The organism is Actinoplanes sp. NPDC023936 (assembly GCF_040639325.1).
Classification (GTDB): domain Bacteria; phylum Actinomycetota; class Actinomycetes; order Mycobacteriales; family Micromonosporaceae; genus Actinoplanes.
Genome location: NZ_JBEZZR010000004.1, coordinates 364,794 through 385,552, shown reverse-complemented (window position 1 = coordinate 385,552; position 20,759 = coordinate 364,794). Strand labels below are relative to the sequence as shown.

Below are 20,759 nucleotides of genomic sequence, written 5' to 3'. Positions count from 1 at the left end.
CTCGACTTGCATGTGTTAAGCACGCCGCCAGCGTTCGTCCTGAGCCAGGATCAAACTCTCCAACAAAATCTGTGGAAAAGCGTCCCGGCAACAAACAAATGTTGCCAAAGGAATCTCCAACCCATCCCAAAGGACAGGCCGGGGTATTGCCATAATTGGCACTGGCTTTTCAAGCACCCTGTTGAGTTCTCAAAGAACAACCGCACATCGAAACCGAACCCCGTTTCAGAGGCCCGCTCTCAAGGCTTTTGTTCGACCCGCAGAACAATACACGATCCGAAAACCGTGATCATTCCTCGGGGGTCCTCCAGGACGGCCGCTCCGGGCCTCTGTTGAGTCCCGCTCGCTCGCCCGTCTCCCTGGCGGCTTGGAAAACATTACAGGCACATGTCCGCAACGCCAAATCGGCCCGCCGCGACGTGGGTCACAGCGGGCCGATCAACGTAAAACTGCAGGTCAGAGCGCTATTTGACGATCTCGACGCCGGCGAACGTCCGCTTGCCACGGCGCAGCACCAGGAATCGGCCGTGCAGCAGCGCCGACCCCGGCACCACGGCCTCACCGTCGGTGATGCGCTCGTTGTTGAGGTAGGCGCCGCCCTCAGTGATCGTGCGGCGGGCCTCGTTGGCGCTCGCCACGAGACCCGCGTCCTTCAACAGGGTCCCCACGGTCGGGAGCTCACCCCGTACCGAATGAAGGCCGGCCTCGGCCAGCGCGGCGCGCAACGTGTCCGCGGAGAGCTCCTCCAGGGACCCTCGCCCGAAGAGCGCCTGGCTTGCGGCGACCGCCTGGTTCGCTTCCTCCTCGCCGTGCACCAGCGCGGTGATCTCGAAAGCCAGGGCTCGCTGCGCGAGCCTGGCCTGCGGCCGCTCCGCTGTCGCCTTCTCCAGTTCCTCCAGCTCCTCGCGGGACTTGAAGCTGAAGTAGCGCAGGTACTTGCTGACGTCCCGGTCGTCGCTGTTGATCCAGAACTGGTAGAAGGAGTACGGGCTGGTCATGGCCGGATCGAGCCAGACCGCGCCGCCCTCGGTCTTGCCGAACTTGGTGCCGTCGGCCTTGAGAACCAGCGGGGTGACGAACGCGTGCACCGGGCCGGCGCCGCGGCGGCGCACGAAGTCGACGCCGGCGGTGATGTTGCCCCACTGGTCGGAGCCGCCGAACTGCAGCTGACAGCCGTGCTGGACGTGCAGCTGGTAGAAGTCGTTGGACTGGAGCAGCTGGTAGCTGAACTCGGTGAAGCTGATGCCGCTCTCCAGGCGATTGCGCACCACGTCGCGGGCCAGCATCTTGTTGATCGGGAAGTGCTTGCCGACGTCCCGCAGGAACTCGATCACCGAGGTGGGGCCGGTCCAGTCGAGGTTGTTCACGAGCGTGGCGCCGTGCGAGCCCTCGTAGGTCACGAACGGCGACAGCTGCGTGCGGATCCGCTCCACCCAGCCCTGCACGACCTCCGGCGGGTTGAGGCTGCGCTCGCTGGACTCCCGCGGGTCACCGATCTGGCCGGTGGCGCCGCCGACGAGCAGCAGCGGGCGATGGCCGCCCTGCTGAAGACGCCGGGCGGTGAGAACCTGCATGAGGTGGCCGACGTGCAGCGAGGCGGCGGTGGGATCGAAGCCCACATAGAACGTGATCGAGCCGCCGTCGAGTGCTTTGCGCAGCTCGTCGGGGTCGGTCGAGTCCTGGATCAGTCCGCGCCACAGCAGGTCGTCTACGAGAGTCACGCACGGATTGTCCCGCACCCGCCCGTGCGGATCACAGCGGGTTTGGCGGATGCTAGGCGGATGGGTCACCTGGGAAGCGCCGCGGCACCGATCGACATCTCGAAGAAGAAGGCCGAGGAGCGGCTGAAGGCGGCGCAGGAGCGGCTGCTCCGGCTGCGCCTGCTGCTCGGCGGTCAGATCGGCGCGCAGAGGATCGGCCCGCCGCTCTGCGTGCTCTTCGAGGGATGGGACGCGTCCGGCAAGGGCGGCGCGATCAAGCGACTGGTCACCATGATCGACCCTCGGCACGTGCGGGTGTCCCAGTTCGCGGCGCCCACCTACGACGAGAAGCGGCACCATTTCCTGCAGCGGTTCTGGCAGGTGCTGCCGGGCAACGGCGGGATGACAGTGCTGGACCGATCCTGGTACGGCCGGGTGCTGGTCGAGCGGGTCGAGGGGTTCGCGACGACCGAGCAGTGGCAGCGGGCGTACGACGAGATCGTCGAGTTCGAGCGCACCCTGACCGCCGAGGGCATGATCCTGATCAAGTTCTGGATGCACGTCTCCGCGGAGGAGCAGCTGCGCCGCTTCGAGGACCGGGCGAACGATCCGCTGCGGTCCTGGAAGCTGACCGACGAGGACTGGCGGAACCGGAAGAAGCGCCCGGAGTACGAGGCGGCGATCGAGGACATGCTGGAGAAGACCGACCGGCCGCGGGCCCGATGGAAGGTCGTCCCCGGGGACAGCAAGCCGTACGCCCGCCTCGCCGTCGTCGAGCACGTCTGTCACGTGCTGGAACGCAAGCTGGCGAAGCGGGGGTACGACTTGGCGTCGGCCGACCAGCCGGGGAATCCGGCCACCTAGAGAGCCGGCAGCCCGGCCCCGGCCACCTAGAGAGCCGGCAGCCCGGCCCCGGCCATCTGGAAGGCCTGCCGTCTAGAGGCCGGCCGCCTTGCGGGCCCCGGTCGCGTCCGGCGCCGCGACCGCCAGCTCGGCCAGCCTCCGGCAGTCCGCCTCGGTGACCCCGGCCAGGGCGGCCCGCACCGCCGGGACCGCCCGCGGTGACATCGACAGGCTCGTCACGCCGAGGCCGACCAGGATCGGCGCGAGCGCCGCGTCAGCGGCCGCCTCGCCGCACACCCCGACCGGTTTGCCGGCGGCCCGCCCGGCCTCGCCGCAGATGCCGATCAGTTGGAGCAGCGCCGGTTGCCACGGGTCCAGCAGATCGGCCAGGGCGCCGCACATCCGGTCGGCGGCGAACGTGTACTGGCTCAGGTCGTTGGTGCCGATGCTGAGGAAGTCGACGACCCGCAGCAGGTCACGGGCGCGCAGCGCGGCGGCCGGCACCTCGATCATCACACCGGCCCGGGGCAGGCCGGCCTCGCGGACGGCGGCCGCGAACGAGGCCGCCTCGGTGATCGTGGAGACCATCGGGGCCATCACCCAGACGTCCGCGCCGGTCTGCGCGCGCGCCTCCGCGATCGCCGCGAGCTGGGTGGTGAGGACCTCCGGGCGCTGCCGCGCGACGCGCAGGCCGCGAACACCGAGGGCCGGATTGGGCTCACCCTCCTGGTTCAGGAACGGCAGCGGTTTGTCAGCCCCCGCATCGAGGGTACGGATGACGACCCGCCGCCCTCGCATCGCGGAGAAGACCTCCCGGTACGCCTCCACCTGCTCGTCCCGTCCGGGCTCCCGGGTCCGATCGAGGAAGAGCAGCTCGGTGCGGAACAGCCCGACTCCCTCGGCGTGCACCTCGTCGGCGGCCGGGACGTTCTTCGCGGAGCCGACGTTGGCGAGGAGTTTCACCCCGTACCCGTCGGAGGTCTGACCGGGGCCGGTGAGAGCCGCAACCGCGGCAGCCACCTCGGCCGCACCCCGCACCGCGGCCTCTGCCACGCTCTGCTCGACGCCCGCGTCGACACGCCCGGTCGCGCCGTCGACCAGCACCAGCGTGCCCTCCGCGATGTCCAGCACGCCCGGGCAGGAGACCACGGCGGGCAGGCCGAGCGCGCGGGCCAGGATCGCGGTGTGGCTGGTGGGCCCGCCCACCTCGGTGACCAGCGCCATCACCTGTGCCGGGTCGAGATCGGCGGTGTCGGCCGGCGCCAGATCCTTGGCCGCCAGCACGTAGGGATGACCGGGCTGCGGCACGCCCGGCATGGGCCTGCCGAGCAGGAGCGCGACCGCCCGGTTCCGCAGGTCGTCGAGATCGGCGACGCGTTCGGCGAGGTAGCCGCCGGCCGCCTCGAACGCCTCCCGGTACGTCCCGAAGGCGAGGGAGACGGCGTGCACCGCGTCGGCGCCTCCCTCGACGTGGTCGCGGACGCCGTCGAGCAGCGCCTCGTCACCGGCCATCATCGCCTCGGCACGCAGCACCTCGGCGACCGTCTCGTCGGTGGCCCGGTCGGCCCGGTGTTCCAGGAACGCGACCACCTCGGCCAGGGCTGCGGAGGCCCGCGCGATCTCCGCCTCGGCGTCCGTGACGGCGACCGGCGGGGGCAGTGCCGGGACGTCGGCGATCCGCAGCAGCGGACCGGCGGCGACCCCGGCACAGACCCCGATCCCGGAGAGGCCGGCCACCTCAGCCATCGGAGGCGTCCAGGTCCGTGGCGAGCAGCGTGGCCAGCTCGGTCAGCGCCTGCTCGGCGCCGTCGCCCTCGGCTTCGAGGGTGACCTCGGTGCCCTGCTTGGCGCCGAGCGCGAGCACCGACAGCATGCTCTTGGCCGGCACCGGCTTCTTGTCGCCGACCCGGATGGTGACCTTGACGGGCGCTGCCGCGGCGGCCTCCACGAAGATCTTGGCGGGCCGGGCATGCAGGCCGCTGGCGGAGCCGACGGCAACCGTGCGCGTGGGCATGTCAGTCTCCTACGGTTCGATGGTGACCTTGATGGCTTCGCCGCGGGCGACGATGCCGAACGCGTCGATCGCGCCCTCCAGCGGGAGGCGGTGGGTGATCAGGTCGGCGACCGGCACCGCGCCGGTGGCGACCAGCTGGAGCGCCTCGGCGTTGTGCGCCGGGCTGGACCCGTTCGCCCCGACGATCATCAGCTCCCGGTAGTGCACCAGGTTCGAGTCGCAGGTGATCGTGGGGTTGTCCTTGGGCAGGCCACCGAAGAAGCTGATCCGGCCCTGCCGGGCGGCCATCTCGATCGCCTGTTCCTGCGCCTTGCCGGACGCGGCCGCCGTGATGATCACGTCGGCGCCCCGGCCGCCGGTGAGCTTGCGGACCTCCTCGATCGGGTCCACCTCGGCGGCGCAGATCGCGGCGTCCGGCTTGACCAGCTCGGCGGCCATGTCCAGGCGCTGCCGGCTCAGCTCCACCAGGAACACCCGGGCGGCGCCGCGAGCCCGGGCCAGCCGGACATGCAGGCAGCCGATCGGTCCGGAGCCGATCACCACGACGTCGTCGCCCGTGCCGACACGGGCCAGGTTCTGCGCGTTCAGGGCACACGCGAGAGGCTCGGCCACCGACGCCTCGGCGAACGAGACGCCGTCCGGGATCCGGTTCAACCCGTCGACCTTGAGCACCTCCTTCGGCACCACCATGAACTGCGCGAAGCCGCCCTCGAAGTGGTAGCCCATCGAGACCTGGTTCGGGCAGACCGTCATCCGGCCGCGCCGGCACTCGGCGCACTCTCCACAGGGGATGGCGGCGATGACCTGCACCCGGTCGCCCGGCTGCCAGCCCTCGACGCCCTCGCCGACCGCGGCGATCTCGCCGGCGATCTCGTGGCCCATCACCCGTGGCGGGTGGATGTGGTGGTGCCCGAACTTGGAGATCTTGACGTCGGTGCCGCAGGTCGAGCAGTTCCGGACACGGATCTTCACCTCACCGGGGCCGGCCTCGGGCTCCGGCATGTCCTCGAAGCGGACGTCGCCGGGGGCGTGGAATCGCACGACCTTCATTCACTGTCCTCCTGGATCTTGCATTCGCTGTCCTCGTGGATCTGGCTGAGCAGGCTTTCCACGGTTTCGGGTTCGGTGGCCTCGCGCAGTTCACGGGCCTGGTCCTCGTCGAGCAGCACCTCGGCGAGCGCGGCGAGCAACTCGACGTGCCCGTCCCCGGCGGCCGCGATACCGACGCAGACGCTCACCCGCTCGCCGTCCCAGTCGACGCCGGCCGGGAACCGCAGCACCGCGAGCGCGTCCCGCACCACCAGCTCCTTGCCGCCGAGGGTGCCGTGCGGAATGGCGACACCCTCACCCACGTACGTGGAGATGGACTTCTCGCGGGCCAGCATCGTCTCGACGTACCCGGGCCGGACCGCGCCGATCTCGACAAGCGTCTCGCCGGTCAGCCGGATCGCCTCCTCCTTGCTGCCCGCCTTCTCGTCCAGCCGGATGGCCCGGCGGTCCAGCAGCTCAGACATTGAGATCGGTGCCCTGCTGGATGGCCTTGACCACCTTGGTGACGGCCGGGTCGCCCAGGAAGACCTGGAACGGCACGATCGGCTTGCTCGGCGCGACCGAGCGGGCCCGTGCGGCCAGACCGCTGTGGCAGACGACCAGGTCGGCGTCGGCGGGGATCGAGTTGACCGGGCTGTGCTCGACGGTGACGCCGTTCTTGCCGAGCTGTTTGCGCAGTGTGCTGGCGAGCATCACGCTGCTGCCCATGCCGGCGTCACAGGCGACGACCAGCTTGTGGATGTCCTTGCCGTTGATGGTTGCCATCACGAGCCTCCTAGGCGTTTTCCTTGCGGCTGGCGTCGGTCTCTGCGGTTGCGGCGTCCCTCTGGTGCGGGATCTCCGCCTCGGTCGCCACTTCTTCCTCGGCCGCGTCCAGCTCCTGGTCGGACTTCAGCCGGCCGAAGCCGAGCAGCAGGGACGCGACACCGAACGTGACGAGGGCCGCGATCGTGACGCCGAGGATCATCCCCGGGTAGCCGTCCTTCGCGGTGACCGCGGCGAACGCGAAGATGCTGCCCGGAGCGGGCGAGGCGACGGTTCCGGTGCCGGTGATCATGAAGGTGGCGACGCCGGCCATGCCACCCGCGATCATCGCGAGGATCAGGCGGGGCTTCATCAGCACGTACGGGAAGTAGATCTCGTGGATGCCGCCGAGGAAGTGGATGATCATCGCAGCCGGAGCGGACGGGCGCAGCGACCTCGGGCCGAAGAACAGGTACGCGGCGAGCAGCCCCAGGCCCGGCCCCGGGTTCGACTCGATCATGAACAGGATCGACTTGCCCTGCTCCTGCACCTGCTGCACGCCGAGCGGGCTGAACACGCCGTGGTTGATGGCGTTGTTCATGAACAGCACCTTGGCCGGCTCCACCAGCACCGACACGAGCGGCATCAGGCTGTGGGCGAGCAGCCAGTCGACGCCGTTGCCGGCCGCCTTGGTGATCCCCTCGACGATCGGGCCGATCGTCAATTTGCCGAAGATGGCGAACGCGCCACCGATGATGCCCGCCGAGAAATTGTCGATGAGCATTTCGAAGCCGGGGCGGACCTTGCCCTCGATCGCGGAGTCGAAAAGCCTCAGCACATAGGCGGTGAGCGGACCGATGATCATCGCGCCGAGGAACATCGGCACCTCGGCGCCGACCACCACACCGAAGGTGGCGACCGCACCGACGACCGCGCCGCGCTGGCCGTGCACCATCCGGCCACCGGTGTAACCGATGAGCACCGGAAGCAGGTATTTGATCATCGGGTCGACGAGCTGGGCCAGGTTCTCGTTCGGGAACCAGCCGACCGGGATGAACAGGGCGGTGATCAGACCCCAGGCGATGAGCGCGCCGATGTTGGGCATGACCATTCCGGCGAGATGTCCGCCGATCTTCTGGATCCGGGCTTTGAATCCCGTTCCGCTGACCTCAGGTGTGTAGGTAGTAGCCATGACGATCTCCATTCATCGCCAGAGGGATGCGTCGAGAGTGCTGGTGGTTCACTGGAATGGGGCACAGCTAATACCGAGACGCGACGGAAAATCGTCGGCCTTTTGTTGTGCACAGGCACGCTCAGTCGCGGCGGAGCGGCCTTTTCAGATCCGGTTCCCGGTCGAGGCGAATACTCGTACGATCAAGGTCTTGTGGTCCTGGCATCCGGCTGCCCGGAAGGCTGACCGCGGCCGCGCCCCACGCCAGGCCCTCCACCAGCGCCGCCTCCCCGCCCGCGCCGGCCGCCAGGAAGCCCGCCAGCAGCGCGTCCCCCGCGCCGACCGTGCTGCGCGGCACGCTCACCGGCGAGACACCGGTGATGACCCCCGCCGCGTCCACCAGCACCGCGCCCTCCGCGCCCAGGCTGGCGAGGACCGCGCCGGCGCCCGCCTCGCGCAGCCGCCCGCAGGCGCGGACCACGTCGCCGAGCGTCACCAGGTCGGCTCCGGCCGCCTCGGCCAGTTCCTCGCGGTTCGGCTTGACCAGCGCCGCACCCGCCGCCACCCCGGCCAGCAACGCCGGGCCACTGCTGTCCACGGCGAGCCGGACGCCCGACTTGACCAGCCGCTCGCACAGGTCGGTGAAGGCCGCGACGGTCGGACCGGGCGGGAGACTGCCGCAGATGACGATCCAGTCCGTGGTGCCGGCGGCGGCCAGCACCGCGTCGCTGACCTGGGCGAACTCGGTGTCCGAGAGGGTCGGACCGGCCTCGTTGATTTTGGTGACGGTCCCGTCCGGCTCGGCCAGGGTGATGTTGGAACGGGTCCGCCCGGTGATCGGCACCGCCAGCATGTCGACGCCCTCGCCCTTGAGGAGATCGACGAGTTGCTCGCCCTCCGCTCCCCCGGCCGGCACGACGGCGGTCGAGTGGATCCCGTTGGCCAGGAGCGCCCGCGAGACGTTGACGCCCTTGCCGCCGGGATCGATGTGCGAGTCGGCGGCTCGCAGCACCTCGCCCCGGACCAGCGCGTCGACATCGAGGGCACGGTCGACGCTCGGGTTGAGCGTGACGGTGAGGATCGTCCCGGGGTTCAAACTGGTCATGCGCGCACCAGCCGGACGCCGGCGACCTCGACCTCGGCGGCGAGCTCCCCGTCGAGGCCGCTGTCGGTGATCAGCAGGTCCAGGTCGGCGAGGCCACCGAACCGGGCCAGGTAATCGTTGCCGATCTTGGTGTGATCGGCGAGCAGCACCACCCGGCGGGCCGCGGCGATCATCGCCCGCTTGACCGCCGCCTCGGCCGGGTCCGGGGTGGTCATGCCCCGCTCGGCGGTGCAGCCGTTGGTGCCCATGAAGGCGACGTCGACATACATGTCGGCGAGCGGCCGCAGCGCCCAGTCGTCCACAGTGGCCAGGGTCTTGCCGCGGACCCGGCCGCCGAGCAGCAGGACGGTGAGATTGGGCTTGAGGCCGAGCGTCGACGCGAGCACCGGCGAGTTGACCACCACGGTCAGCTCCCGGTCGGCCGGCAGCAGCTGAGCGAGACGAGCCGTCGTGGTCCCGGCGTCCAGGATGATCGCCCCGTCCTCGGGAACCTCGGCGAGCGCCGCCTTGGCGATCCGCTCCTTCTCGCTGATCAGCACGGCGTCGCGGGTGGCGAGCGCCGGCTCGAACCCGAGCCGCTCCACCGGGATGGCGCCACCGTGCACGCGGCGCAGGACACCGGCCCGCTCCAGAACGGTCAGATCCCGGCGGATCGTCTCGGCCGTCACGCCGAAGGTGTCCGCCAGCGCGACGACGTCGACCCGGCCCTCGGCGCGGGCTCGCTGGACGATCTCCTGCTGGCGTTCCTCCGCGTACATCCACTCACCGCCCGGCTCGTTTTGGCTTTGTCTTTGTTTACGCCCGGTTCTGCCCGAAAGCAATATGTCAAAGAGATTTCGGTCTCCTTAAATGGAGAGCGCTCTGGAGCTTGTCCGGAAGAGTACGAAATGTCGGGCGCAGGTGGTGGGGCGGATGGATGCCCGCTCATGTGGTTGTGTCGCTGGGGTTGGGCGGGGCTTGAACCGGGCGCGGCGGGGAGAGCCGTAGGGCGACAGGCAGCCGGGTCGGCAGAGTCAACCGCCGTGATCACATGCCTGAGCTACGGCTCGGTGACGCCAGCCGTAGCAGAGACAGGCAATCGGGCCGGCATTCCTGCGCCAGCTACGGCTCGGTGACGCCAGCCGTAGCGGAGACAGGCAATCGAGCCGGCATTCCTGCGCCAGCTACGGCTCGGCGACGCCAGCCGTAGCAGAGACAGGCAATCGAGCCGGCATTCCTGCGCCGGCTACGGCTCGGCGACGCCAGCCGTAGCGGAGACAGGCAATCCGGCCGGCATTCCTGCGCCAGCTACGGCTCGGCGACGCCAGCCGTAGCTCAGCCAGGCAACCGGACCGTGATCACAAGCCTGAGCTACGGCTCGGCGACGCCAGCCGTAGCGAGCGCAGGTAACGGGGGTTACCGGCGACGGGGCAGCATCGGAGGGGACGATCGCGCCGGAGAGGGACGAACCGGCACTGGAGAGGGACGGGGCAGCGGTAGCGAAAGGCGCGCAGCGGCCGGGACGGCGCTGGGGGCTCGCGTGGACTCTCGGGGAGCAGTGGTGCGGTTGTGTGGGTGTTGTGCCCGTACTAGATGGCCTTGTAGGCGGGCAGACCCAGGGTGTCCCGGATGGCCTGCTGCACCTCCTCCAACGGCGGGCGGCCGTCCACGTCGTGCACGACCTCCTTGCGGCGGAAGAGTTCGAGGACCGGGCGGGTCTTCTCGTGGTAGTCGCGCAGCCGGGCCTCCAGGGCCTCGGGCGTGTCGTCGGCGCGGGTGACCAGCTCGTGGCCGCAGATGTCGCAGCGGCCCTCCTGTTCCGGGCGGTCGGCGATCAGGTTGTAGTCCATGCCGCAGTTGGGGCAGAGCCGGCGGGACAGGACGCGGCGGCGGACCTCGTCGTCGGGGAGTTCGAGGTGGATCACGGCGTCGATGTCGTAGCTCTCCATGAAGAACTCGGCCTGCCGCCCGTTGCGGGGGAAGCCGTCGATGATGAAGCCGTAGTTCCAGTCGTGGTTGTCGAGGCGCCGGCGGACCACCGACTCGACCAGGTCGTCGTCGACGAGCTCACCGGCCGCCATGATCCGGCGGACCTGGGCGCCGAGTTTGGTGTGGTTGCGCACGTGCCAGCGGAAGATGTCGCCGACGCTGATGTGCGTCAGGTCGAACTCCTCGCGCAGCAGCTGGCTCTGGGTGCCCTTGCCGCTGCCCTGCACGCCCATGATCACGTACTTACGCATCTGCCGCTCCAAGTAGCAGGGGGCCGGGCGCCGGCCCGGTCAGCGTGGTCGGGTCGATGCTCCACGCGGCGGCCACCCGGAACACGTCGCGCTCGGCGACCAGCACGGTGGTCTCCTCGTCGAGCTCGCCGGGCAGGCCGGCGTCCCGCTCGGCCGGGTCGGGGTCGCCGAACCACGACGTCACCTCACCGGTCTGTCCCACATATCCGAACGCCCGCACGAGTTCGCCGTTCGCGGCGCGCTGCCAGCGGTGCAGCTCGGTCACCCGGTGCGTGGCGAAGAACTGCACCTCGGCGCCGAGCTTCGCGGAGAGTTCGACGACGTCCAGGTTGGGACGCATCAGCCAGCGACCGGCGGCGAGGACCCAGGAGACACCGCGGGCGCCGGGCAGCGGCGGGGTGATCGCGACCCGGTCGTCGGTGAGGTGGGCCAGGTCCAGCCCGGCACGCCAGGTGACGGTGCCCAGGTCGCGCAGGCCGAGCGCGGTCAGGACCGCGGCCGGCTCACCGCCGGCGACCGCGAGCCAGGCCTGTTTTCCGCCGAAGCCGGTCATGACGTCCGTATCCATACCACAACGCTATCCGGATAACGCGTCAACTGTCCGGTTACGTCGGTCTCACGGCCACCCGTAGTTGCGGCGCAGGATCGCCGCGACCCGGTCGAATCGGGGGCGGTCCAGGATCGCCCCTTCCCGCCGGATGCCGTCCTCGTCGACCTCGAGCACCCGGTCGAGCCGCACCCAGCTGGGACGCGCGTCAGGGTCCCAGTCGCCGGGGCCGAGGGCGAGCCAGTTGCGCTGCCCGTCCCGCTCGCCCTGGCTGGAGAGCATCAGGCCGAGCAGGGTGTTCGCGTCCCGCCCGACGACGAGCACCGGACGGTCCTTGCCCTGGCTCGGGTCGTCCTCGTAGGGCACCCACGTCCAGACGATCTCGCCCGGATCGGCGTCACCGTCCAGGTTGGGCGCGTAGGCGAGGTGGCGCCCCCGCGGCTTCGGGACGGCCCGCGGCGGGCGGATCCCCGCCGGCTTGGGCTTGGCCTCCGGCCGCTTTGCGGGGTCGGGCTTTCTTGTGGGTACGGGCACCGCGGGCGCCTGCCGCTGCTCGGGTGCTCCGAGCAACCGCTGGAAGAACGACCTCAACGTTTCGAACACGGCGCCACCCTACGGGCGCACGATCATGACCGCACTTTCTGTACGGCGATACAGTATGGCGATACAGTCCTCCCCTGCGACGTTGGCCGGGAAGGATGACCAGCATGACCCGCTACGGACCGATGTTCGGGCCGGACTACACGTTCCTCGGTGTTCCGGCCTGCGACTGGGAGACACCGGAGACCTACGCCGACGCCGACGTCGTGATCATCGGCGCGCCGTTCGACGGCGGCACCTCACACCGGCCGGGCGCCCGGTTCGGGCCGCAGGTGATCCGCGGCACCGACTACCTGCCGCACGACGGCTCGCGCCCGCACATGGCGATGCGGGTCGACGCGCTCTCCGGCGACCTGACCGTGAAGGACGCCGGCGACCTGGAGGTGTTCAGCGGCGAGATCCAGCGCAGCTGCCGGACCATCGAGGACGCTGTCGCGTTCATCTCCGGCCACGGCGCGATCCCGCTCATCCTCGGCGGCGACCACACCATCACCTGGCCGGACGCCACGGGCGTGTCCCGGACGCACGGCAAGGGCCGGATCGCGCTGATCCACTTCGACGCGCACGCCGACACCGGGGACATCGAGTTCGGGTCGCTCTACGGCCACGGCCAGCCGATGCGCCGGCTGATCGAGTCCGGCGCGGTCCGTGGCGACCGGTTCCTGCAGCTCGGCCTCCGCGGGTACTGGCCGGGCCCGGAAACCCTCGACTGGATGGCCGACCAGCGGATGAACTCGTTCCACATGAGCGAGATCGTCGAACGCGGCCTGGACGCGGTGCTGGACAGCGCGTTCGCGATCGCCATGGACGACTGCGACGGCGTCTTCCTCTCGGTCGACATCGACGTCTGCGACCCCGGTCACGCGCCCGGCACCGGCACCCCGGAGCCCGGCGGCCTCACCGCGCGCCAGCTCCTCGACGCCGTCTCCCGGATCTGCCACGAGTTGCCAGTCGTCGGCATGGACATCGTCGAGGTGTCGCCGCCGTTCGACCACGCCGAGATCACCGCGATGCTCGGCAACCGGGTGGTCCTCGAAGCGCTCTCCGGGATCGCCCGGCGGCGCAAGGACGGCGACGGGCCGCGGTGGAAGCGGTCCACTCCCCTGCTGGAGGGCCGGGGTTCAGCGCTGGGGGGTTCAGCGCTGGGAGGATCGGCGCAGCAGCCCGGACAGGCCGGCGGCGAGTAACTCGTGTGCGGCGGCCCGGGACAGGTCCGGGTCGCCGAGCACCACCGGCAGCGCCAGGCCGTCGATGAGCGCCAGCACCAGACGGGCGGTCGCCATCGGCTCGTCGAACCCGCCGGCGGCCACCTCGGCGGCGATCAGCTCGTGCCAGCCGCGGTAGTCGGCGAGCACGTCGGCCCGTACGCCCGGGTCGCGGGACGCCCACCGCCAGCTCTCCACCCACAGCCGCCAGGTGGTGTCGCTGCCGACCGCGCCGGTCAGGTGCGTGGCGATCGCGAGCAGCCGCTCCCCGGGGTCGGTGAGCGCCGCGAGCCGCTCGCGAACCCGCTCGAAGTCGCGCTGCGCGGCGTGCCGGAAGACCGCGATGAGCATGTCCTCGCGGGTGCCGAAGTAGTACTGCAGGGTGGAGACGCCGACGCCGGTCGCCTCGGTCACGTCGCTGAACCGGGTGGCGTCCGCACCGCGGGCGGCGACGACCTCACCGGCGGCTTCCAGCACCTCGGCCCGCCGGCCCGCCGACCTGCGACGTGAGCTCACACCGGCAGTGTCTCAGCCGATCTCAGCCGACGAAGTCCTGGGTCATCCAGGTGATGCCCTTCGAGTCCCGGACGACGCTCAGGCCGATCCGGGTGAAGCTGGTGCTCAGCAGGTTCTTGCGGTGACCGTCGTTCGGCGGCACCTCGGCCAGCATCGAGTCGGTCAGCCCGTTCGCGGCCTTCACCTTGGCGGCGTCGCTGCTGGCGCTGGAGCCGTACCCGATGTTCTCGCCGGCCGAGCTCCACTTGACGCCCTGGGCGCTGAACCGGTCGCCGATGCCGGACTCGCCCGAGCACTGGTGCGACAGGCCGCAGCCGTCGATCATCAGCTGGTTGTGGATCGCGGCGGCCTTGGAGAGGTCGGTGTCCAGGGTCAGCGCCTCGAGCCCCTCGGCGACGCGTGCCTCGTTGATGTGCGCGAGGACCTGCTCGGTCACCGTGCCGGAGGTGCTCGCGGCGGTGACCTGCTCCTCGGCCGTCTCCTCGGTCGCCGGCTTCGGGCTCGAGGTCTTCTTCTTCTTCGTGGTGGCGCTCGGCGAGGGCGACGCAGCCGGTTTCTTCGAGGTTTTCGCCGACGGGGACGGCGACGGCCGGGGAGTCGCCGACGACGACAGCGACGGCTCCGGCGTGGGGAGCGGTTCCTCGTCGCCGCCGCCGCTGTCGGGGGAAGCGGCGGCGGCGAGCGGGACGTCCACCGAGGTGGGGGAAGGGGTCTCGGCGGACCCTTGCGTCAGGCCCGTCACGGTGAAGGCCGCGCCGATCACGACTGCTGTCGTGCCCGCTACCAGGGTGTATCGGAACTTGGCGGCAGCGGAGAGGGGCACGAGGAATTCACCTTTGTGAGCCGGGCAGGGGACGACGCCCGATCACTATGCGCGACGCTCACGCCGAGATCACGTCCGCAAAGGATTCCTTAAGGCGGGGCTCAAAGATTCCTAACTCTGAATGTCGAACTCGCCGTCGCCCGGAGGCTCGCGGCCCCCCTCGCCGCGGCGCACGGGATGCGGGCGTGATTGGGTGGGTTGGTGACATCGTGGGTGGAACTGCCGGCGACGGACGTGGACGTGGCGGCTCAGCTGCTGCTCGGGTGGCGGCTCACGGCGAACGGCGTGACAGTGCGGCTGACCGAGGTCGAGGCGTACAGCGGACTCGGCGAGGACCCGGCCAGCCATGCGCACCGCGGGGTGACGAACCGCAACCGGGTGATGTTCGGGCCGGCCGGGCGGCTCTACGTGTACCAGATCTACGGCATGCACTTCTGCGCGAACGTGGTCTGCGGCGAGACCGGCAAGGCCGCTGCCGTGCTGCTGCGGGCCGGCGCCGTGATCGACGGCCTGGAGATCGCGCGGGAGCGGCGCCCGGCCGCCCGTAAGGACATCGACCTGGCGGCCGGACCGGCGAAGCTGATGCAGGTTCTCGCCCTGAACCGGGACGCCAACGGCTCGTCGCTGCTCGACGGGACGGGCCCCGCCGCGCTGTCCCCACCGGCTGACCCGGCCTCGCCGGACGGACCGGCGTACGAGATCGAAGCCGGGCCCCGGGTGGGCGTGACATCGGCGCACGACGTTCCGTGGCGGTTCTGGATCAGCGGTGACCCGACCGTGAGCTCCTACCGGCGGCACACCCCGCGCCGCAACCGGGACATGTTTCGCTGATCGGAGCGCGGGTAGGCGGACCCGATGACACCGGACGCCAGCGTCACCTTCGTCGGGAACGCGACCACCCTGCTGCGGCTGGGCGCGTTCACAGTGCTCACCGATCCCGCGTTCAGCCCGGCCGGCAGCCGCACCTATCTCGGGTACGGCGCGTGGACCCGGCGGCTGCGGGACCCGGCGATCCCGTACCCGGAACTCCCCTCTCCCGACCTGGTTCTCCTGTCCCATCTCCACGGCGACCACTTCGATCGCACGGCACGCCGGCAGATCCCCCGTGACCTGCCGATCGTCACGACCGTGCAGGCGCAGCGGCGGCTGCGGCGCAAGCACTTCGACGCGGCCAGCGGGCTGCCCACCTGGGAGGCGCGGGAGTGGCGGCGCGACGGGCAGCTGCTGCGGATCACCGCGCTGCCCGGCCGGCACGGTCCGGGCTTCGTCGACCGGCTGCTGCCGGACGTGATGGGGTCGCTCGTCGAGTGGGAGGTGGACTCCCAGCGGCTGCTCCGGCTCTACGTCACCGGGGACACGCTGTACCGGCCGTACCTCGCCGAGATCCGGGAACGCTGCGGTGACATCGACGCGATGCTCATCCATCTGGGCGGCACCCGGCTGCTCGGCCTGCTGCTGACCATGGACGGCCGGCAGGGCGCCGACCTGACCGGGCTGATCCGGCCGGCGCTCACGCTGCCGATCCACTACGACGACTACCGGGTGATGAAGTCGCCGCTCAGCGACTTCCTCGCCGAGTGCCGCACCCGCGCGCTGACCGGCGTGCAGCCGATCGGCCGGGGCGAGACGGTCAGCCTGCTATCCAGCGCCGCCGGCCGGGGCGGGGTGGAGAACGCCTAGGCGGTAGGTGGAGCGGGTCAGGGCCACGTAGAGGTCGCTCGGGCCGCGCGGGGACTCGGTGCGGATGGCGTCCGGGTCCACGACGATCACGCTGTCGAACTCCAGGCCCTTCGCCGCGGCCACGGTCAGCAGGACGGCGTGCTCCTCCAGATCGTCCGGGGAGATCCCGGGAAGCAGGGCCGTCAGCTCGGCGATCCGGGCCGCCGGGGCGATCACCGCCAGCCGGCCGGCGCCCACCTCGGCCAGCTCCCGGCCGACGAGCGCGGGCAGCTCCGAGATCTCACCGGTGTGCTCCCACGGGTCGACGCCGGCCTCCCGGACCGGGCGGGGCATGGTGAAGTCCGGGAGCACCCGGCCGGTGTACGCCATGATCTCGGCCGGGGTCCGGTAGCTCACGGTCAGCTCGGCCAGGCGCCAGCGGTCCTGCACGTACGGTGAGAAGATCGCATCCCAGTTCCCCGCCACGCCGAGCGCACCGGTCTGTGCCAGGTCGCCGACCACCGTCATCGAGCGGCTCGGGCAGCGCCGCATCAGGAGCCGCCACATCATCGGGGAGAGCTCCTGCGCCTCGTCGACGATCACGTGGCCGAACATCCAGTTGCGGTCGGCGGCCGCCCGCTCGGACGCGGACCGCCACTCCCGCTCGGCCAGGCGCTCGGCCAGCATGTCCGCCTCCATCACGTCGGAGACGTTCGGGATGGCCGCCTCGTCGTCGTCCTCCAGCTCGTACGCCTTCGAGCCGGCCGTGATGTCCAGGATGCCCTGCGCGTAGTCGAGCCGTTCCCGCTGCTCCCGCGCCGCAGCCAGGCGGGCCGCCCGGTCGTCCTCGCCCAGCAGCTCGGCCGCCTCGTCGAGCAGCGGCACGTCCGACGGCGCCCAGTCCCCGCCCGGCTGCCGGTGCAGGAGCGCGCGCTCGGCCGGGCTGAGCCCGGGGGCGACCCGGTCCAGCGCCGCCTCGTCCGCGAACAGGTCGGACAGCAGCTGCTGCGGGGTGAGCACCGGCCACAGCTCATCGAGCACCGCACGCACCTCGGGCGCGGCGGCCAGATCGACGCGCAGGTCGGCCCGGTCGGCGTCGTCCAGGACGTTGTCCGAGGGCAGCGCGTCGTCCTCGCCGAGCGGGTCGTCCCAGAACGGGTCGTAGCCGATCCGGTCGGCGACCTGTGCGGCCAGCGCGTCGAGCACCGCGCCGGCGAAGATCGGGCGGGCCAGGTTGTGCAGACGGCCGGAGGCGCGGGCCCGGTCGCGGGCGGCCTCGGCCGGGGCGGGGTCGAGGGTGAGCCGGTGCCGATCGACGACGATCGTGAGCGGGCTCTCGGGGACTCGTTCGCGGTCCCGTACCGCGGCAAGCAGGATCTCCACCATCTCGGCGCGACCCTTCACCTCGGCCGCGGCCGGCGGCTCCGGCCGCCGGGCGATGATCCCCGGGAAGAGGTCGCCCGGTGTCGCCAGCAGCACGCCGGTCTCCGCGAGGGACGGCAGGACCTGGGAGATGTAGCGCAGGAACGTCGCGTTCGGCCCGATGATCAGCACGCCGCGGGAGCTGAGCTGCTCCCGGTAGGTGTAGAGCAGGTAGGCGGCGCGGTGCAGCGCGACGGCGGTCTTGCCGGTGCCGGGGCCGCCCTGGACGACGAGCACGCCGCCGAGACCGGACCGGATCACGCTGTCCTGCTCGGCCTGGATGGTCTCGACGATGTCGCGCATCCGGCCGGTCCGGCTCGCGGTGAGCGCGGCGAGCAGGGCGGCCTCGCCGGTCAGCGTCTTGCCGCCGGCCGTCTTGCCGCCGGACACCGTCATGTCCAGGATCTCGTCGTCGAGGCCGACCACGGTACGGTCCCGGGTGCGGATGTGCCGGCGGCGCTGCACCTTCTCCGGGGTGATCGCGGTCGCGGTGTAGAAGGGCCGGGCGGCCGGCGCACGCCAGTCGATGAGCAGCGGTTCCTCGGTGTCGTGCATGCCGATCCGGCCGATGTGCAGGGCGCCCTCGTCGCCGTGCAGGTCCAGGCGGCCGAAGCAGAGCCCCTGCTCGACGGCCGCGAGCTGGGCGAGGCGCTCGGCGTAGCGGGCCGTGACGGCGTCGCGGTGGGAGCGGGCGTGCGGGGTGCCGCCGGCTTCCCGGTTGGCGGTGGCGAGGTGACGATGCGCCTGTTCGCGCAGCGCGTCGAGCTGCCGGTAGGCGAGGGTGAGGTGCTGCTGCTCTTCCGCAAGTGCTGCCGGCAGATCGCTTGACAGACTTGACAAGACGCCCCCTAGGTCGTAATCTGACAGTGGTTCTCTCTGGCTTTTATGAACTCAGACAGAGGGAACTCTCACCGTAGCACCAAAACGGCCACCTCGGACCCTGTGGCCCATTAGCGTTTCCAGTGATGATCTCGCGCCGGGGACTGCTGCTGCTCAGCCTGATGTGCGGGGCCGGTGTGCTCTGGTCGGCCGCCCTCATCGTGACGCTGGCTGCCGGGGCGCGGCCCCTCGCCGCCGCCGTCGCGGTCGGCGTCGCCGCCTTCCTCACCGTCCCGGGCTTCGCGGCCGGCGTTCTCAGCAACCGGCGCGGATATCGCACCCGGCAGCCGATGCGGCCCTGGCGGCTCGCCTCCTGGGTGCCACCGCACGTGCCGCACTGGGCCGCGATCGCCGCCGGCCTGGTGTTCTTCGGCTTCTGGCTGGCGGTCGTGCTGGCCTTCGCCTCACTCGACGGCAACCCGGCCATGAAGGACGGCCGGTACGTGCTGGAGGACCACGACCGGGTGATCGAGGTGAACCAGGAGGTCTACGAGCGGCAGTCGGACCACCAGCAGCAGATCTCGCTGGGCGTGCTGGGAGCGTTCGCGGTCGGTGGCACGTTCCTCTGCGCGGCCCGCGCGACCGACCACGAGACCTGAGCGTCCTAGGTCCGGCCGGCGCCGGCCGACGGGCCGGCCAGGCGCTGGGCCAGCCAGACCGGCACGACCGAGAGCACGATCAGCACGGCGGCCACCACGTTGACGATCGGGGCCTGGTTCGGCCGGAAGAGGTTGTTGAAGATCCAGATCGGCAGCGTGGTGACGCCCGGCCCCGCCGTGAAGGTGGTCACGATGATCTCGTCGAAGCTGAGCGCGAACGCCAGCAGCCCACCGGCGAGCAGGGCCGAACGGATCAGCGGGAAGGTCACGTACCGGAAGGTCTGCACGGGTGAGGCGCCCAGATCGGCCGAAGCGTCCTCGAGGTTCGTGCCGGTGCGGCGCAGCCGCGCCAGCACGTTGTTGTAGACAGTGACCACGCAGAACGTGGCATGGCCGACCACCACCGAGAACATGCCCTTGCCGATGCCCAGATCGCCCATCACCGATCGCCACGCGCTGTCCAGCGCGATGCCGGTGACGATGCCGGGCAGCGCGATCGGCAGGATGATCAGCAGCGAGACGGTGTCCCGGCCGAAGAACGCGAACCGCTGCACGGCGAAGGCGACCATCGTGCCGAGGACCAGGGCGATGCCGGTGGCGGCGAGACCCGCCTGCACCGAGGTGAGCAGCGCCTGGCGGGCGCCGTCGTTGGCCCAGGCGGCCGACCACCAGCGGGTGGTCCAGTCGTGCGGCGGCCAGGCGAAGGTCCGGTCGCCGTTGAACGAGTTGACCAGCACGAGCAGCAGCGGCACGTAGACGAAGGTCAGGCCGGCCACCATGAACAGGCGCAGCGCCCACCGGGCCGGTGCGGACAGCGTCACAGCTCCTCCAGAGCGCCCGAGCGGCGGACCGCGACCAGGTAGATGACCATGATGACGACCGGGATGGTGGCGATCGCGGCGGCGAACGGCAGGTTGTTGGCGGCGCCGATGTTCGCGTAGACCAGGTTGCCGATCATCTGGGTCTTGCCGCCGACGATCTGCACGGTGATGTAGTCGCCGAGCGAGAGCGAGAACGTGAAGATCGAGCCGGCGATCACCGAGGGGATCAGGATCGGCAGGACCACCGCGCGGAACGTGCGCCCGGCGCGGGCGCCGAGGTCGGCCGAGGCCTCCAGCATCGAGTCCGGGAGGCGTTCCAGGCCGGCATAGATCGGCAGGATCATGTACGGCAGCCACAGGTACGACAGCACCAGGACGGTCGCGAACAACCCGTAGCCGGGGCCGTTGCCGGGGCCGCCGAGCAGCGAGTCGATCGGGCCGCCGTTCGCCAGCAGGATCCGCCAGGCGTACGCCTTGACCAGGTACGACGCCCAGAGCGGGGTGAGAATCGCGATGACCAGCCAGTGCCGGTACCGCGGCGACGCCACCTTCGCCATGAAGAACGCCATCGGAGTGGCGATCACGACGCAGATGCCGGTGACCGCCGCCGCGACGCCGAGGCTGCGCAGCGTCACGGCGCGGTAGACCTCCTCGGTGACCAGGGTCCGGAAGTTCTGCAGCGAGAACTCCCGGACCACCTCACCGGTGAAGCCGTTCACGGTCCAGAAAGCCGACACCAGCAGCACCGCGAGCGCGCCGAGGTACGCGACGACCAGCCAGAGCAGGGGTGCCGAGAGCAGGCCGGCCAGGCGCAGCCGGGGATGCCGGTACAAGAAAGACAC

At 70.7% G+C, this 20,759-nt stretch carries 22 protein-coding genes and 1 rRNA gene; 5 read left to right on the top strand and 18 right to left on the bottom strand.

Features of this window, described 5'->3' with window-relative positions; translation table 11 throughout:
- Both AB0F72_RS08030 and tyrS read right to left on the bottom strand, forming a co-directional pair.
- Positions 1 to 66 (bottom strand): 16S ribosomal RNA (locus AB0F72_RS08030); the annotation flags it as partial.
- A gap of 398 nt (positions 67 to 464) precedes the next feature.
- Positions 465 to 1,721 (bottom strand): tyrosine--tRNA ligase, encoded by a 1,257-nt coding sequence (gene tyrS, locus AB0F72_RS08025; protein ID WP_360427030.1) that lies wholly within the window; start codon positions 1,719 to 1,721, stop codon positions 465 to 467.
- 60 nt (positions 1,722 to 1,781) lie between these two features.
- Between tyrS and AB0F72_RS08020 the strand changes: the two genes are divergently transcribed.
- On the top strand, positions 1,782 to 2,564 hold the full coding sequence (locus AB0F72_RS08020; RefSeq protein ID WP_360427027.1) for a UDP-galactose-lipid carrier transferase: 783 nt from the start codon (positions 1,782 to 1,784) through the stop codon (positions 2,562 to 2,564).
- A gap of 72 nt (positions 2,565 to 2,636) precedes the next feature.
- Here the strand turns inward: AB0F72_RS08020 and ptsP are convergent, their stop codons facing one another.
- The 11 genes from ptsP to AB0F72_RS07965 form a co-directional block, all read right to left on the bottom strand.
- Positions 2,637 to 4,289: a phosphoenolpyruvate--protein phosphotransferase gene (ptsP, locus tag AB0F72_RS08015; protein WP_360427024.1), complete on the bottom strand. Its 1,653-nt coding sequence runs from the start codon at positions 4,287 to 4,289 to the stop codon at positions 2,637 to 2,639.
- The gene (locus AB0F72_RS08010) at positions 4,282 to 4,557 is read right to left on the bottom strand and encodes an HPr family phosphocarrier protein (protein WP_360427022.1); all 276 of its coding nucleotides are present in this window, start codon (positions 4,555 to 4,557) and stop codon (positions 4,282 to 4,284) included. The genes ptsP and AB0F72_RS08010 overlap by 8 nt, the downstream gene beginning before the upstream one ends.
- Positions 4,558 to 4,566: 9 nt before the next feature.
- Entirely contained in the window at positions 4,567 to 5,607 is a 1,041-nt protein-coding gene (locus tag AB0F72_RS08005; protein ID WP_360427019.1) for a zinc-dependent dehydrogenase, read from the bottom strand.
- A complete protein-coding gene (locus tag AB0F72_RS08000; RefSeq protein ID WP_360427016.1) occupies positions 5,604 to 6,071 on the bottom strand; it encodes a PTS sugar transporter subunit IIA in 468 nt (155 codons plus the stop codon). The genes AB0F72_RS08005 and AB0F72_RS08000 overlap by 4 nt, the downstream gene beginning before the upstream one ends.
- Complete coding sequence (locus AB0F72_RS07995; protein WP_360427013.1) at positions 6,064 to 6,372, bottom strand: PTS lactose transporter subunit IIB; 309 nt, start codon at positions 6,370 to 6,372, stop codon at positions 6,064 to 6,066. Before AB0F72_RS07995 ends, AB0F72_RS08000 begins: the two co-directional genes overlap by 8 nt.
- A gap of 10 nt (positions 6,373 to 6,382) precedes the next feature.
- A complete protein-coding gene (locus AB0F72_RS07990) occupies positions 6,383 to 7,543 on the bottom strand; it encodes a PTS mannitol transporter subunit IICB (RefSeq protein ID WP_360427008.1) in 1,161 nt (386 codons plus the stop codon).
- Positions 7,544 to 7,664: 121 nt separating this feature from the next.
- Entirely contained in the window at positions 7,665 to 8,627 is a 963-nt protein-coding gene (locus AB0F72_RS07985; protein WP_360427005.1) for a 1-phosphofructokinase family hexose kinase, read from the bottom strand.
- Positions 8,624 to 9,385 (bottom strand): DeoR/GlpR family DNA-binding transcription regulator, encoded by a 762-nt coding sequence (locus AB0F72_RS07980; protein ID WP_360427002.1) that lies wholly within the window; start codon positions 9,383 to 9,385, stop codon positions 8,624 to 8,626. The genes AB0F72_RS07985 and AB0F72_RS07980 overlap by 4 nt, the downstream gene beginning before the upstream one ends.
- 810 nt (positions 9,386 to 10,195) lie before the next feature.
- Positions 10,196 to 10,846, bottom strand: a complete 651-nt coding sequence (locus AB0F72_RS07975) for a nucleoside monophosphate kinase (protein WP_360426999.1) — start codon at positions 10,844 to 10,846, stop codon at positions 10,196 to 10,198.
- Positions 10,839 to 11,414 (bottom strand): hypothetical protein, encoded by a 576-nt coding sequence (locus tag AB0F72_RS07970; RefSeq protein ID WP_360426997.1) that lies wholly within the window; start codon positions 11,412 to 11,414, stop codon positions 10,839 to 10,841. The genes AB0F72_RS07975 and AB0F72_RS07970 overlap by 8 nt, the downstream gene beginning before the upstream one ends.
- Positions 11,415 to 11,462: 48 nt before the next feature.
- On the bottom strand, positions 11,463 to 11,996 hold the full coding sequence (locus AB0F72_RS07965) for a type II toxin-antitoxin system PemK/MazF family toxin (protein ID WP_360426994.1): 534 nt from the start codon (positions 11,994 to 11,996) through the stop codon (positions 11,463 to 11,465).
- A gap of 104 nt (positions 11,997 to 12,100) precedes the next feature.
- Here AB0F72_RS07965 and speB point away from each other — a divergent pair, with 104 nt between their 5' ends.
- Positions 12,101 to 13,180: an agmatinase gene (speB, locus tag AB0F72_RS07960; protein ID WP_360426991.1), complete on the top strand. Its 1,080-nt coding sequence runs from the start codon at positions 12,101 to 12,103 to the stop codon at positions 13,178 to 13,180.
- Here speB and AB0F72_RS07955 read toward each other — a convergent pair.
- Both AB0F72_RS07955 and AB0F72_RS07950 read right to left on the bottom strand, forming a co-directional pair.
- Entirely contained in the window at positions 13,130 to 13,714 is a 585-nt protein-coding gene (locus AB0F72_RS07955; RefSeq protein ID WP_360426988.1) for a TetR/AcrR family transcriptional regulator, read from the bottom strand. The two genes, speB and AB0F72_RS07955, sit on opposite strands and share 51 nt — an antisense overlap.
- 22 nt (positions 13,715 to 13,736) lie before the next feature.
- On the bottom strand, positions 13,737 to 14,537 hold the full coding sequence (locus AB0F72_RS07950) for a CAP domain-containing protein (RefSeq protein WP_360426985.1): 801 nt from the start codon (positions 14,535 to 14,537) through the stop codon (positions 13,737 to 13,739).
- Positions 14,538 to 14,738: 201 nt separating this feature from the next.
- On the opposite strand from AB0F72_RS07950, the gene AB0F72_RS07945 reads away from it, so the two are divergent.
- Entirely contained in the window at positions 14,739 to 15,368 is a 630-nt protein-coding gene (locus AB0F72_RS07945; protein ID WP_360426982.1) for a DNA-3-methyladenine glycosylase, read from the top strand.
- Positions 15,369 to 15,392: 24 nt separating this feature from the next.
- Positions 15,393 to 16,217 carry an MBL fold metallo-hydrolase gene (locus AB0F72_RS07940; RefSeq protein WP_360426979.1) on the top strand — a complete coding sequence of 275 codons (825 nt, stop codon included), beginning with the start codon at positions 15,393 to 15,395 and terminating at the stop codon, positions 16,215 to 16,217.
- Here AB0F72_RS07940 and AB0F72_RS07935 read toward each other — a convergent pair.
- Complete coding sequence (locus AB0F72_RS07935; RefSeq protein WP_360426977.1) at positions 16,176 to 18,458, bottom strand: ATP-binding domain-containing protein; 2,283 nt, start codon at positions 18,456 to 18,458, stop codon at positions 16,176 to 16,178. The two genes, AB0F72_RS07940 and AB0F72_RS07935, sit on opposite strands and share 42 nt — an antisense overlap.
- Before the next feature lie 125 nt (positions 18,459 to 18,583).
- Between AB0F72_RS07935 and AB0F72_RS07930 the strand changes: the two genes are divergently transcribed.
- Positions 18,584 to 19,096, top strand: coding sequence for a hypothetical protein (locus tag AB0F72_RS07930; RefSeq protein ID WP_360426974.1), 513 nt, complete (start codon positions 18,584 to 18,586; stop codon positions 19,094 to 19,096).
- 5 nt (positions 19,097 to 19,101) lie between these two features.
- On the opposite strand, the gene AB0F72_RS07925 is transcribed toward AB0F72_RS07930, so the two are convergent.
- Both AB0F72_RS07925 and AB0F72_RS07920 read right to left on the bottom strand, forming a co-directional pair.
- On the bottom strand, positions 19,102 to 19,917 hold the full coding sequence (locus AB0F72_RS07925) for an ABC transporter permease (RefSeq protein ID WP_360426971.1): 816 nt from the start codon (positions 19,915 to 19,917) through the stop codon (positions 19,102 to 19,104).
- Complete coding sequence (locus AB0F72_RS07920) at positions 19,914 to 20,759, bottom strand: ABC transporter permease (protein WP_360426968.1); 846 nt, start codon at positions 20,757 to 20,759, stop codon at positions 19,914 to 19,916. Before AB0F72_RS07920 ends, AB0F72_RS07925 begins: the two co-directional genes overlap by 4 nt.